Here is a 13,222-nt window from a genome sequence, read left to right on the forward strand (position 1 = left end):
CTAATTATATTTCTCTAATGTCTCTTTTAAAATTGTTTTGATTTTTTCTTTCAGTTTTTTTGGTTCGATAATCGTAACCGAACGGCTCATAGAAAGAATTTCACTGATAAAATCTTCAGTCAAAAATAATTCTAAACCAATTAAAACTTCATCATTATTAGTTTCTAAAATTTGCTGAGATTCGTGCAAAGGTAAAGACTCTAAATAGGCTGCTTGTTTTTTGGTCACAGAAAGCACTATTTTTTCTGGTTTCTCTGAACTTGGAACAATAATCCCGAACGAATATTTGTACTTGTCATTGTAATTAAACTCTATATTATCATCAATTTTTTCTTTCAGAATCGAAACTTTATTCATTCGTTCCAAACCAAAATTTTTGACAACTCCTTTATCATCAGCAATCAAATACCAACGGTCATTGTGCTCTCTAATTGCAATTGGCGAAACTTTACGAATCGTTTCCTTTTCCTCTCCAAATTTTTGATAATGAAATTCAATTTTCTTTTTTCCTTGAATTGCTTGTACAATATCTGGTAAAAATTCGGCGCGTTTCGGTTTTCTTTTTTCCAAATACACAATCGATTCGAGCGAATTTGTCAATTTCAAAGCAGAAAAACTATTGATTTCTTCTAAGGTTTTCAGAAATAAATCAGAACTATAATCATCTTGAATAATATAATATCCACGCTGACTGCGACTATACATTATATCAATTCCCAATATATTTCTGATTTCTCGAATATCGCGTTGCAATGTACGTTTAGAGAAATTAAACTCTAATGTATCATCATTAAGTTGAAGCATTTCAAATTCTCGTTCCAAAAAACGCTCTAAATCTTCATAAGAACAATATTTTTGTTGTGATAATTTACGAACAATATTGAAATAACGCGCGATATAACCTTGTTTTGACATTGAATTGGAAGTGTTTGAGCAAACTTAAGTTATCTGCAATTAAAAACAAAAAAAAGTAACATTTCATTACAAAATGTTACTTTTTCTTCATTAATAAAAATGAAATATTCGAAAAAACGGATTCTATTTTTTAGATTTTTTTACTTTTGTTTTTACATCTTTCGCAGCTGTTTTTACATCTTGTGCTGCCGATTCTACTGTTGTTGTAGCTGTGTCTACCGTAGCTGTTGCTGAATCTACTGCTACTTCTGATGTTGTTTCAACTGGTGTTGTACCATCTTCAACTTTCGCAGTTTCGATGAAATTAGAAAGTTTATCAACAATTTCTGCGTTAGAAGTTGGTTCATTCTTCACTTTTACGCTTAAGAAAATTGATGGAGCTGCATTATCTTGAATATAGTTTGAATCATTTTGATATACTCCATCATTTTTAACAGCGGTTGAATTTAAATTATCAGCTAATTCTCGTGCTACTTTAAATGTATCTTCGAAAGCAACGTTTTGTTTAGAAACAACTGCTGCAACTTTATTTGTATTATCATCAGTTTTATCGAAACTTAACGTCATGATCAACTCAGGTTTTAAACTATCTATGATTGATCTTTTCTCTTCATCTTTTAATCCTTTCGTTAAATCTTTCCATAAAAGAACCTGTACATTTTCTTTATTCAATGATTCTAACTTTGTTTTGAATTCAGTTGCAATATTAGCTCCTGAATCTGCTGCAATATTATCTACAATATCTAAAATAACAACTTTTGGTGCATCTTCTACAACTTTATTTGTAATTTCTGTTGTAGGAACTTTTATTTCATTTTTTGTAGTAAAAGAGAAAGAAACTAACCCTATTGCTACGACTCCTAATACTTGCGTCAATTTTTTCATAATAAATGTGTTTTGTTTAAAAATGATACTTTTTAAATAGTTAGTACATTTAGAACTTTGCAGACACTGTTCCGAAAACTCTTAATTAATCTTAAGAAATGTTATAATTTTCTTAAATCAGACAAAAAACCTATTATAACACTGATGAATAGAGAGTTTGAAAAAATAAATAAAAAAACTCAATCTTTCGATTGAGTCATTAACTTTATTTACATGCAGCAATTATCTGCACAAAATCATCATATTTTAATGAAGCGCCACCAACAAGACCGCCATCAATATCTGGTTGAGTAAAAATTTCGTTCGCATTCTGTGCATTTACACTTCCTCCGTACAAAATACTTGTATCATTCGCGACTTCTACACCAAATTCATCATTCAAAACTTTACGAATAAATGCATGAATTTCTTGCGCTTGCTCTGGTGTAGCTGTTTTTCCAGTTCCAATTGCCCAAACTGGTTCGTAAGCAATAATCAAACGAGAAAGATCTTCTGGTTTTTGAGCAACTAAAGCATCCATGATTTGAGTTTTTACAACTTCAAAATGTTTCTCAGCTTCGCGTTCTTCTAATTTTTCTCCCACACAAAGAATTGGATTAATTTGATATTTAAAAGCTTGTTTTAATTTCTCAGCAATTACAATATCTGTTTCTCCTTGATATTCTCTACGCTCAGAATGTCCGATAATAGCGAAATCTAATCCGATACTATCCAATTGTTCTGCCGAAATATCTCCTGTATACGCCCCTTTCTCGTGAGCAGAAATATCTTGCGAAGAAATCTTAACATATTGCTCATCTACAGCTTCTAACAATGTTTGTAAATAAATAGAAGAAGGCGCAATTATAACTTGTGCTATTGGATGATTATCTGCCACCCAAGCATTAAGATTTGTTGCTAAATGAATTGCTTCTTCATAATTTAAGTTCATTTTCCAGTTTCCTGCTACTATTCTATCACGCATAAAAAAGTGTATTTTATTTGATTTTGGTTTTAATATTTACTGCAAGATAATTATTTATCGCGAAATTATACCTGATTTATTTTATGCGAACGCGAGGATCTAAAATTCCGTAAAGAATATCAACCAAAATATTAATCACAATAAACATCACAGCAATCACTAAGACAGCTCCCATCACAATTGGTAAATCTAATGTATTTAGTGCATTTACGATTTCTTTTCCTAAACCATTCCAGCCAAAAACAAATTCCACAAAAACAGAACCTGCCAACATCGAAGCGAACCAACCAGAAATTGCTGTAACAACAGGATTCAGCGCATTTCGTAATGCATGTTTTGTAATCACCGTTTTTCTTGAAAGTCCTTTTGCAAAAGCTGTTCGAATATAATCTTGGTTCAAAACTTCTAACAACGAATTTCGTGTTAATTGCGTAAAAACGGCTAACGGACGAGATCCTAATGTAATCGCTGGAAGAATAAGATTTTTCAACATCAAATGTTTTCCTTCTCCCAAATCATCCACTTCATAGAGACTTCCAATCATATTCAGTCCTGTAATATCATGCATCAAAAACGCAAAAATATAGGCAATGATAATCGCCGAAAAGAAAGACGGAATACTCATCCCAAAACTCGTCACCACTAACAAAACTCTGTCAATCCAAGTATCTTTCATCAAAGCGGAAACAATTCCCAACGCAACGCCAATTATCGTCGCAATAATAATGGCCGCAATTGCTAAAACCATCGTATTTGGTAGCGTTTCACCAATAATTGTGCTTACACTTTTTCCTTGTTTCTGAAAAGATTCGCGCAAATAAGGTGTTTTCAAAACCATTTCATTCGTTCCGAAATCCATCAATTTTGTGTAATTGTATTTATCAGAACTTAATGAAGTATATGTTGTATTGTTTTCGTCAATATTATGAAATGAAATCGGCGACAAATCATTTATATAAAAAGCATATTGTTTCCACAAAGGTTGATCTAAACCTAAGTTTTTACGAATTTGAGCCAATTGTTCAGGATCTTCTTTTTGATCGAGCATCATACGTGCAGGATCTCCAGGAAGTACCGAAAACAATAGAAAAACTACAGTCACTACACCAAAAAGTGTTAGAAATCCGTAGAAAATTTTATTTAAAATATAATTAATCACTTTTTAAAATAATTCTTCTAATTGATTAATTGAAGGAAAATCATTGTCATGATATTTCGCTTTTACCGTTCCTTTTTCTAAAATCATCACTCCTGGATTTGAACGAATAATTGTTTTCATTGTCGTTTGATCCATAAAACAATTCTCCAATTCTAAACCTTTAACAGGATTGTTCGAAACCGCTGTCACAACAAAACCTTTTGCTTTCGCTTCTTTTCCTAAAGTATTCAATTTCGCAATTTGTTTCTCGTTTACTTTTTCAACAAAAGGAATGACAAAAACAATCGCTTTTGGCGCATTCAAAATTTCAGAAGTTTTATCAACACCATTGCAATCAAAATTAAAATCGTGAATTGGTGGTTCGTACCCTTTTTTCTCCACAATTGTACGGGTTTTATCCGCTTCAATCACCCAAGGAGTTCCGTGTTTGTACCACTTATCATCCGCAATATATTGCGCATCGTCAATTTCTACAACTTTTCCATCTACACTATTTTTCATGGTGTAAATCGTTTTATATGTTGTTGGTTTCAAACCTAATTCTTGCGGAGATTTCATTCCTTCAATCAAATTTTTTCCAACTGCGTAAGGTCTAAAATCTATGATTGGTAAATGATTAATTCCGATATAGGCAATAATTACAGAACCTAAAATCGTGATAAAATTGATTGCATAATTCGCTTTTTCAACGAATAATGGTTTAATATATTTTTGACCTATCACTAAAATAATGATCAACACCAAAAGCACAACATCTTTGTAAAATGATGTCCAAGGTTCTAGTTTTAGCGCATCACCAAAACATCCACAATCGGTTACTTTATTGAAGTAAGCTGAATAAAATGTCAAGAATGTGAAGAAAATAATCGTCAACAATAATGCAATTGTCGTAAATCTTTTCCAAACGCCAAGTAATAATAAAACACCTAAAACTATTTCAAAAATGGAGAAAAATGTTGCCAAAGGCAAACTCAAACCTTCTAAAAATGGAATATTAAGAACTGTTGGCGAAAAATATTCTTCTAATTTGAAACTTAATCCAATTGGATCTACATTTTTTACAAATCCAGAAATTATAAAAATAACTCCAACTATAATTCGAGCAAATTGTACCAAATACCTCATGAAGTTTTCTTTTCGTTAATTAAAATCATGGCGAAAATCGAATAATTAATCATATCCAAATAATTTGCATCCAAACCTTCTGAAACAATCGTTTTTCCTTTATTATCTTCGATACTTTTTGTGCGCAAAACTTTCTGATAAATTAAATCTGTGATCGAACTCACACGCATATCTCGCCAAGCTTCACCGTAATCATGATTTTTTTTCATCATCAAATCGTGCGCAATTGTCGCATATTTATCATAAAAATCGATCGCTTGTTCATCTGTTAAATCTGGCTGATCTGCGAAACCAAGTTCTAGCTGAATCAATGCCATAATCGAATAATTTACAATCGCCACAAATTCTCCTTCTTCGTCTTCATCAACCAAACGCTCCGTCGCTTCTTGCAACGTACGAATGCGATTTACCTTGATAAAAATTTGATCTGTCAACGACGGTAAACGCAATACACGCCAAGCCGGACCGTAATCTTGTAATTTTTTTGTATATAAATCTCGACAAACAGAGATGATTTCTTTAAATTGAATTGAGGTATTTTTCATAATTTCGTTTCGATTTCAAAAATAATTGAAATTGCTTAAAGAACTTCTAAGATATGACAATTAATTGTAATGGTCGTTTGATTGATTTGAACGAGCCTAAAATTATGGGAATTTTGAATACAACGCCAAACTCTTTTTATGATGGAGGCAGTAATCAATCGATGAATTTGATTTTAGAAAAAGTTGAAAAACATTTGTCCGAAGGTGCTGATATGATTGATATTGGTGGTTATTCTACAAAACCTGGAGCAGAAAATATTTCGGAGCAAGAAGAAATTGATAGAACTGCACCAATTATCGAAAAAATTATTGAAGAATATCCAGAATTGATTATTTCGATTGATACTTTTCGAGGAAATGTGGCACGCGAAGCTGTAAAAGCTGGCGCTGCTATTATAAATGATGTTTCGGGTTGGGAATTGGACGAAAACATGTTTGATGCAATAAAAGAACTTCGAGTTCCGTACATTTTGATGCACATGAAAGGAACACCGAAAACGATGCAAAATAATCCTGAATATGCAGATATTACGCTGGAAGTAAACGAATATTTTTCGCAGAAAATTGCTCAATTAAAAGCTGCAAAAGTAAATGATATTATTTTGGACCCTGGTTTTGGATTTGCAAAAACATTGGATCATAATTACGAATTATTCAGTAAAATGGAAGCTTTAGGTTTTGAAGGTTTTCCTTTATTAGTCGGAATTTCGCGAAAATCGATGATTTATAATTTGTTCGAAACAACTCCGCAAGAAGCTTTAAACGGAACTTCTGTACTAAATATGGTTGCGTTACAAAAAGGTGCAAAAATTTTGCGTGTTCACGATGTAAAAGAAGCAAAAGAAACCTTACAAATTTTTCAGAAATTGAATCAAATATAAAATAAAAGCCACTAAAAAGGCTTTTATTTTATATTTCTGCGAGCATCCCAAATACTCAAAATAATTAATTCAGCATCAGTAAATTCATACAATAACAAATATTCTCTGATAAGTTTTACTCTCACATTATCAATATTTGTTCGTCGACCAATTGTAGGATTTTCGCGCAAAACTTCTAATGTTTGAAGAATTAGATAATTTAATTTGATACTAAATCTCTTTGATTTATTTCTTAAAATCCAATATTCTAAGATTTCTTTTCGTTCAAGATTCGCTGTTTTTGTCCAAATTATTTTTCGTTTAGCCATTTTTCAATTTCTTGATTGGCTACTTTTTCACTAATTATAGATGAATTTTTATACTCATCTTTAGCTTCTTCAACTCGAACAATTTGTTCGTCAGTTAAAGTATAAATTCCACTTTCAGATTCAAAATCAAGTAAATTATTTATTTGCTCAATACTATTTTTATCATCCAGTTTTTTTATCTTTTCTATTGTCAACTTTTTTAACTCTTCTGTATTCATAATGAGAGATTTAATTTAAAGTTAATCAATTTTAATCAATGATTTTACTATTTGGAAAGAAAACTTTAAATGTATCAACAATGTTAATGTCCGATGTCAAAATTTGCCAATGCGAATCTTTTACAAATTCAAATACAACTTCGTTATCATATAAATTTTCGTCCTCAATATTTACATGCAAGTTATTTTCTTTTCGGTCTCCAATAATCAACGCCTCTGTTACATGTTCCATTTTATAACATAAACTTTCTAACTGATCATATTCAACAAAAATACCGTCTTGTTGATCGATAACTTCTTGCAATTCGAAAACCGAATATTCGTCCGTTTCACTTTCACCATCAATCCAAAGTAATTTCCAAAAATAATCCTGAATATCTTTTATAGGAGCAATCACCTCTTCCATTCGTTGAATTTGGTTTTCGTCTTCTCCGTAAATTTCTATTTTATAAATTTCCATATCTTGTGCAAAATTAAAAAAGTAACTTCAAATTGAAGTTACTTTTTTATTATTTATGCTTTTTCAAATTCATGTTTGACTCGTTTTTCAGATTTAATATCCATAATCTGAATTGATTCTTTACTAAAAATCTTGAACGAATGTTCATGTTTTTCTAATAGAAAATCATAAGGTCCTTTTGGAGCGATTAATTTCACTAAAACTGGCGCAGTTTCTAACGAGATAAACACAAGAGCTATAAATAAAGCTGCAGTTCCTAAAATTGGATTATTTACTGACAATTCGTCTAAAGCCTGCATACGAGCTGCAAAACCATTATAATTTTCTTCCGTTGGCTTCGCCGCATCGATTTCTTTCTCTTTCGCCACATTCAATCGATCCAATTCTTTGTTAATCTCTGCTAAACGAGGCGTAGATTGTTGAATATACGTATCAATTTCGGCAGCTTTTTGTTTTTTCAATTCTGCCTTTCGTTTCGCATTTGGTCCATAACCTTCGCGACCAGTTGTTGTTTCGGTTTGCGTACCTACAACTTCTTTTTCCAATTCGGTAGAAGCAGAATTATACTCGTTTCTTAATTTATCAATTTCTGCATAAATTTCTTTTCGTTCATTCGAAAAAGGCGTTCCCAATTCAACATAACGCTCATCAATTCCTTTTTGTAATTCTGCTTTATTTCGATTGACAATAATATTTAATTGCTTGTTAATTTCTTTCTCGAAAATTTTTAATTCTAACGGTTTCGAAATCACAATACCTAATAAAACTGCAACCAAAATACGTGGCAAAGCAATAAAAAACTGACGAAAAAATCCACCTGATTTTTTCATTGATGTGACAATATATCGGTCAAGATTAAAAATCATCAATCCCCACAACAAACCAAAACCTGTTGCTGCATATATATTATCAAAAACAGTATTCAACGCATATCCAGCAGACAAAGCCGCCAAAATTCCTGTAAATAATATGACACCTCCAATACCGACATGTTTGTTGATATCTGTTGGTGTTTTTTTCAAGAGTTCAAGACTACTCCCTGAACAGATGATTAAAAATTTCTGTAGTCCATTCATTTTGCAAATATAGTACTTTGTATAACATATTATTAAATATCATGCCAAAAAAAGCTGACAATCAAATTGTCAGCTTATATTTTTAAAAAAAACTTACTTAATCAAAATTAAGCTTGTTCTTCGATTTTAATTCTCCATCCATAAGGATCTTCTGCTAATCCGTATTGAATATCTTTTAATTTCTTTTTCAATTGTAATGCGAAAGAATCTTCTTCTGCAATAACTGGTAATTGAGCGCGCTCTTCTCCAAAACCTACTGCATCATATTGTGTAATTACAACAGCAGTCCCACATCCAAATACTTCTTTTAATTCTCCTGATTTGTAAGCATCATACATTTCTTGTACTTCTACAGGACGCACTTCTACTTCGTAACCGTTATCTTTTGCTAAAGTCAAAACAGAATCACGAGTAACTCCATTCAAAATACGCTCAGAAGTAGGCGCAGTTAAAATTTTGTTTCCAATACGTACCATTACGTTCATTGTTCCAGCTTCTTCGATAAATTTGTGCTCGATAGAATCTGTCCAAATTACTTGATCATAACCATCTTTTTGCGCTTCAGAAGTTGGGAAAAATGATCCAGCATAGTTACCACCACATTTTGCAAAACCAACACCACCTTGAGCAGAACGGCTATAATAATCAGCAATTTTTACTGATAATGGTTTATCATAATAATTAGGAGCGTAAGCCAATAAAATAGCAAAAATAAACTCGTTAGATGCTCTTGCAGAAACAGCTTCTTCTGTTGCAAACATTACTGGACGAATGTATAAAGACGTTCCGTAATCTTTTGGTACCCATTGACGATCGATATCAATAATCGCTTCTAAACCATCAATAAAAATTTCTTTCGGAATTTGAGGCATATTAAGACGTGCCGCAGATAAATTAAAACGCTCGAAGTTTTTCTCAGGACGGAAAATAAATACTTCTTCGTTATCATTTTTGTAGGCTTTCATTCCTTCAAAAATTGTTTGACCATAATGAAAAGACATCGCTGCTGGTGTCATTGATATTGGTCCGTAAGGAACAATTTTAGGTTCATCCCATTTACCATCTTTGTAATGCGCGATCAACATGTGATCTGTAAACTCTTTCCCAAAAACAGTAGAGTTGAAAACTGAATCGTTAAATTTTGATTCAGCAATTTTTTCTATAATCATTTTACGATATATTTTGTTTGTGCTTATCAAAGGTACATTTTATTTGCACTTTTTCATAATAAAAATCATAACTTTCGACGATGAAAAGAATTATTCAAGAAACGGAAGATGGTTCAAAAACTATCTATATTGAAGATTGGGATGAATCTTATCATTCTAAACATGGTGCTGTACAAGAGGCTTTTCATGTATTTATACAAAATGGATTTCATCATTTTACAGAAACAAAAAATCCTATAAAAATTATCGAAATTGGATTAGGTACGGGACTTAATTCTTTCATTACTTTGATGGAAGCTGAAAAACATAAAATTCTGGTGCAATATGTTGGAATTGAAAAATTTCCGGTTTCTGATGAAGAATTTGAATTGGTGAATTATTTTGAAAATGTTTTCAAACTTTATCCGGAATTTGAACATCGAAAAGAAGAATTTTTAGATTATTATCAACAATTATTTCATTCTAATTGGGAAAATTGGCATAAAATTTCTCCTTATTATGAAATTAAGAAAGTAGAAGAAGATTTTTTCAATCTGAAAAATATCAACGAAAATAATTTTGATTTGGTTTATTTTGATGCGTTTGGTTCTCGTGTTCAACCAGAATTATGGGAAAAAGAATTGTTAGAAATTGTTGATTCTCTAACTAAAAAATCTGCCATTTTTACTACTTATGCAGCGAAAGGAACCATAAAAAGAGGATTGAAAGATTTGGGCTATATTGTACAAAAACGTCCTGGACCTCCAGGAAAACGTGAAATGATGGTTGGTTTGAAGGACTTTCCATTTGATAAATAATCTCCTTTATCATTAATTATAAAAATCGTAAATTTGCGCTGGAAAACAATTTGATGTTTTCTACATTTTTTTATGACAAATTATATCGAATATAAATTTAAAGTTGCGGAAGTAGAGCCTTTTAATGAAATTATTATTGCAATGATTTCTGAACTACCCTTTGAAAGTTTTGTTGAAAACGAAGAAGGTTTTGATGCTTACATGCCAAAAACTGACGAAAATATTGACCAAGTAAAAGAAGTGATTGATTCTATCGAGAATATTGATTTTTCTTATACGCGTCAAGAAATTGAACAACAAAATTGGAATGCAACTTGGGAAGAAAATTTCACGCCAATTTTAGTGAATGACCAATGTTTGATTCGTGCAGAATTTCACGAAACAGTTGAAAATATTCCTTACGAAATTATCATTCAACCAAAAATGTCTTTTGGGACTGGACATCACTCTACAACACATTTGATGGTAGAATATATCTTGGAAACTGAATTTACAGGAAAAGATATTTTGGACATGGGCTGTGGAACGTCAATTCTTGCAATTTTAGGAATGAAACGTGGTGCAAATTATGCAGAATGTATCGATATTGACGAGTGGGCTGTGGAAAATTCTATCGAAAATGGAAAACGAAATGGTGTTAGTTTAGATGCGAAAATGGGTGATAATTCACTTTTGGGAAGCAAACAGTTTGACATTATTTTAGCGAATATCAACAAAAATATTTTAATCAGTCAAATTCCTTCTTACATCAATGTTTTGAATGAAAATGGTGATTTATTTTTAAGTGGATTGATGGAGCAAGATTTTGATGATATCTTAGCTTTTTGTACAGAAAATGGTTTGAAATTTGTATCTAAAAAACAACGAAATGAGTGGATTGCGCTACATTTCAAAAAATAAAATGATATGACAAAATACGCAACGCAACCCATGTGGGAAACGGAAAAAGATTCGGCTGTTGATGTATTGGAACAGGAATCACACAAATATCAAATTATTGTTTACAATGATGATGTGAATACTTTTGATTGGGTAATCGAATCGTTGATTGATGTTTGTGAACACACGCCAGAGCAAGCGGAACAATGTTCTATTTTGATTCACTACAAAGGTAAATGCGAAGTCTTGACGGGTGAATTAGAAGATTTAAAACCTCGATGCACAGAATTATTGAACCGAGGTTTAAGTGCAGAAATTATTTAGAATTTCTTAATAATCATATAAAGCAAAATCAGAATCGTCTAATGTTACATTGGACGATTTTTTGTTTTGATCACTCACTATATACGAATCATAGATCTTCTCGTAAACATGATTTTCTGTTTTTGTATCCACAACTTCTGTAGATTTTTCTGTAGAATTAATCACAAAAGGAGTTACAACCAATGCTAATAGCAATATACAAGCAGCAGCCCACCAAATATTGAAATGTACAACTTTTGTTTCTTTTTTATCAATAGTTTTCGATAAAATTGACTGTTCTAAATCGTCAAAATAATTAGTAGGGGTTGTATAATTTTCCTTTTGTTTTAAGCTTTTAAAATAAATTTCATCTTCTAAATTCTTAAAATAATTCTCTGGAACCTTAAAATTATTTTTTAATCCATTTTCTTTCATATCATTCATAAGACAAAAAAAAGTTAAAAAGGTTTAATCTTCATCCTCTAAAAATTCTTTAATTTTTGTAACTGCATGATGATAAGACGCCTTTAGCGCACCAACAGATGTTCCTGAAATTTCAGAAATTTGTTCATATTTCATTTCATCATAATATTTCATCATAAATACTACGCGCTGCTTTTCTGGCAAACTTGCAATCGCTTTTTGTAGTTTCAACTCAATTTCATCACCTGTAAAATACTCATCCGTAGATAAATCATCTGCAATATTCATCGAATAATCTTCAAACGAAACATTTTGTTCTTTAGCATTTTTATGAATAAAATTGATGGTTTCGTTATAAGTAATCCTAAAAATCCATGTCGATAATTTTGATTCATTTTTGAATGAATTCAAATTTTGATAGATTTTTATAAAAACATTTTGAGCAATATCATCTGCGTCTTCATGAATCAAAACCATACGACGAATTTGCCAATAAACTCTCTGATGATAATCTTTTACAAGAAGTTTAAAAGCCTGTTCCCAATCCTTATTTAAAATGTGATCTAATATTTTCTGATCCAATTGAATAATATTAAGCTGTAAAGCTATTAAATTTGAAATGATAAACTTCTAATAATTTTGAACATAATCAAGATTTTATATTTTTTTTATGAAATCAAATCCATATTCCACATATACTTAAGTATGAACCTATCAATAAAAGTATATTTCTATTGAAAAATTTATTTGGGCGTTCCTTCGCTCTTTTCCTTTCATTTATACGATTCATCAATTTCTTCTTAATAATTCAATAGCAAGTAATATAAATTGCTCGGTCGGGCTATCCGTTCCAATCTTTTGTAGAAAAAATTAGAAGTTATTACAGAAAATCCAATTCCTACAAAAGGATTTCCACTACTATCCCTAACGCGTGTTTAGCGGTAAGCGGTAAGCGGTAAGCGAAACTAATTTTTAGTCTACTCAATAATAAGAATTATGTTAAATAACTTAAGATTATATCAGAATAAAATTCTAAACAAACTATCCCCTTGAGGGGATTATAGGGGTGTTTTGGAAGTTATGAGTAGTAAATTCTGAGTTAGTTGTAAAAAGGA

The 13,222-nt window shown here is 31.2% G+C and carries 17 protein-coding genes; 4 read left to right on the forward strand and 13 right to left on the reverse strand.

Annotation, left to right across the window (positions count from 1 at the left end):
- The 6 genes from HXZ74_RS13620 to HXZ74_RS13645 all read right to left on the reverse strand — a co-directional run bounded on the left by HXZ74_RS13620 (window position 1) and on the right by HXZ74_RS13645 (window position 5,593).
- Window positions 1-915 (reverse strand): helix-turn-helix transcriptional regulator, encoded by a 915-nt coding sequence (locus HXZ74_RS13620; protein WP_286475841.1) that lies wholly within the window; start codon window positions 913-915, stop codon window positions 1-3.
- Between the two features lie 123 nt (window positions 916-1,038).
- On the reverse strand, window positions 1,039-1,800 hold the full coding sequence (locus HXZ74_RS13625; protein WP_286475843.1) for a hypothetical protein: 762 nt from the start codon (window positions 1,798-1,800) through the stop codon (window positions 1,039-1,041).
- Between the two features lie 205 nt (window positions 1,801-2,005).
- A complete protein-coding gene (gene tpiA, locus HXZ74_RS13630) occupies window positions 2,006-2,764 on the reverse strand; it encodes a triose-phosphate isomerase (RefSeq protein WP_280051633.1) in 759 nt (252 codons plus the stop codon).
- A gap of 76 nt (window positions 2,765-2,840) precedes the next feature.
- On the reverse strand, window positions 2,841-3,923 hold the full coding sequence (locus HXZ74_RS13635) for an ABC transporter permease (protein ID WP_114999077.1): 1,083 nt from the start codon (window positions 3,921-3,923) through the stop codon (window positions 2,841-2,843).
- Window positions 3,924-3,926: 3 nt separating this feature from the next.
- Window positions 3,927-5,048 (reverse strand): BT_3928 family protein, encoded by a 1,122-nt coding sequence (locus tag HXZ74_RS13640; protein WP_286475845.1) that lies wholly within the window; start codon window positions 5,046-5,048, stop codon window positions 3,927-3,929.
- Window positions 5,045-5,593 carry a DUF1599 domain-containing protein gene (locus HXZ74_RS13645; protein WP_280051635.1) on the reverse strand — a complete coding sequence of 183 codons (549 nt, stop codon included), beginning with the start codon at window positions 5,591-5,593 and terminating at the stop codon, window positions 5,045-5,047. Before HXZ74_RS13645 ends, HXZ74_RS13640 begins: the two co-directional genes overlap by 4 nt.
- Window positions 5,594-5,646: 53 nt before the next feature.
- On the opposite strand from HXZ74_RS13645, the gene folP reads away from it, so the two are divergent.
- Complete coding sequence (gene folP / locus HXZ74_RS13650; protein WP_286475847.1) at window positions 5,647-6,474, forward strand: dihydropteroate synthase; 828 nt, start codon at window positions 5,647-5,649, stop codon at window positions 6,472-6,474.
- A 23-nt stretch (window positions 6,475-6,497) separates the two neighbouring features.
- Here folP and HXZ74_RS13655 read toward each other — a convergent pair whose 3' ends face one another.
- The 5 genes from HXZ74_RS13655 to HXZ74_RS13675 form a co-directional block, all read right to left on the reverse strand.
- Window positions 6,498-6,782, reverse strand: coding sequence for a type II toxin-antitoxin system RelE/ParE family toxin (locus HXZ74_RS13655; RefSeq protein ID WP_280051637.1), 285 nt, complete (start codon window positions 6,780-6,782; stop codon window positions 6,498-6,500).
- Entirely contained in the window at window positions 6,764-7,000 is a 237-nt protein-coding gene (locus HXZ74_RS13660) for a hypothetical protein (protein ID WP_280050105.1), read from the reverse strand. The genes HXZ74_RS13655 and HXZ74_RS13660 overlap by 19 nt, the downstream gene beginning before the upstream one ends.
- A 31-nt stretch (window positions 7,001-7,031) precedes the next feature.
- Window positions 7,032-7,460, reverse strand: a complete 429-nt coding sequence (locus tag HXZ74_RS13665; RefSeq protein WP_114999071.1) for a hypothetical protein — start codon at window positions 7,458-7,460, stop codon at window positions 7,032-7,034.
- Window positions 7,461-7,513: 53 nt separating this feature from the next.
- Entirely contained in the window at window positions 7,514-8,536 is a 1,023-nt protein-coding gene (locus HXZ74_RS13670; protein WP_286475849.1) for a DUF4407 domain-containing protein, read from the reverse strand.
- Window positions 8,537-8,643: 107 nt separating this feature from the next.
- Complete coding sequence (locus HXZ74_RS13675; RefSeq protein ID WP_286475851.1) at window positions 8,644-9,705, reverse strand: branched-chain amino acid aminotransferase; 1,062 nt, start codon at window positions 9,703-9,705, stop codon at window positions 8,644-8,646.
- An 80-nt stretch (window positions 9,706-9,785) separates the two neighbouring features.
- Here HXZ74_RS13675 and mnmC2 point away from each other — a divergent pair, with 80 nt between their 5' ends.
- The 3 genes from mnmC2 (at window position 9,786) to HXZ74_RS13690 (ending at window position 11,705) form a co-directional block, all read left to right on the forward strand.
- On the forward strand, window positions 9,786-10,502 hold the full coding sequence (gene mnmC2, locus HXZ74_RS13680) for a tRNA (5-methylaminomethyl-2-thiouridine)(34)-methyltransferase MnmC2 (RefSeq protein WP_125350305.1): 717 nt from the start codon (window positions 9,786-9,788) through the stop codon (window positions 10,500-10,502).
- A gap of 72 nt (window positions 10,503-10,574) precedes the next feature.
- The gene (gene prmA, locus HXZ74_RS13685; protein ID WP_038336885.1) at window positions 10,575-11,402 is read left to right on the forward strand and encodes a 50S ribosomal protein L11 methyltransferase; all 828 of its coding nucleotides are present in this window, start codon (window positions 10,575-10,577) and stop codon (window positions 11,400-11,402) included.
- A 6-nt stretch (window positions 11,403-11,408) separates the two neighbouring features.
- Window positions 11,409-11,705 carry an ATP-dependent Clp protease adaptor ClpS gene (locus HXZ74_RS13690; RefSeq protein WP_180905936.1) on the forward strand — a complete coding sequence of 99 codons (297 nt, stop codon included), beginning with the start codon at window positions 11,409-11,411 and terminating at the stop codon, window positions 11,703-11,705.
- A gap of 6 nt (window positions 11,706-11,711) precedes the next feature.
- Here HXZ74_RS13690 and HXZ74_RS13695 read toward each other — a convergent pair whose 3' ends face one another.
- Together HXZ74_RS13695 and HXZ74_RS13700 are read right to left on the reverse strand one after the other, a co-directional pair.
- Complete coding sequence (locus HXZ74_RS13695) at window positions 11,712-12,128, reverse strand: hypothetical protein (RefSeq protein WP_125350307.1); 417 nt, start codon at window positions 12,126-12,128, stop codon at window positions 11,712-11,714.
- 24 nt (window positions 12,129-12,152) lie between these two features.
- Window positions 12,153-12,689: an RNA polymerase sigma factor gene (locus HXZ74_RS13700; RefSeq protein ID WP_280038158.1), complete on the reverse strand. Its 537-nt coding sequence runs from the start codon at window positions 12,687-12,689 to the stop codon at window positions 12,153-12,155.
- Window positions 12,690-13,222 lie beyond the last annotated feature (533 nt).

Origin of the sequence: Empedobacter sp. R750 (assembly GCF_030324345.1) — a bacterium.
Classification (GTDB): domain Bacteria; phylum Bacteroidota; class Bacteroidia; order Flavobacteriales; family Weeksellaceae; genus Empedobacter; species Empedobacter falsenii_C.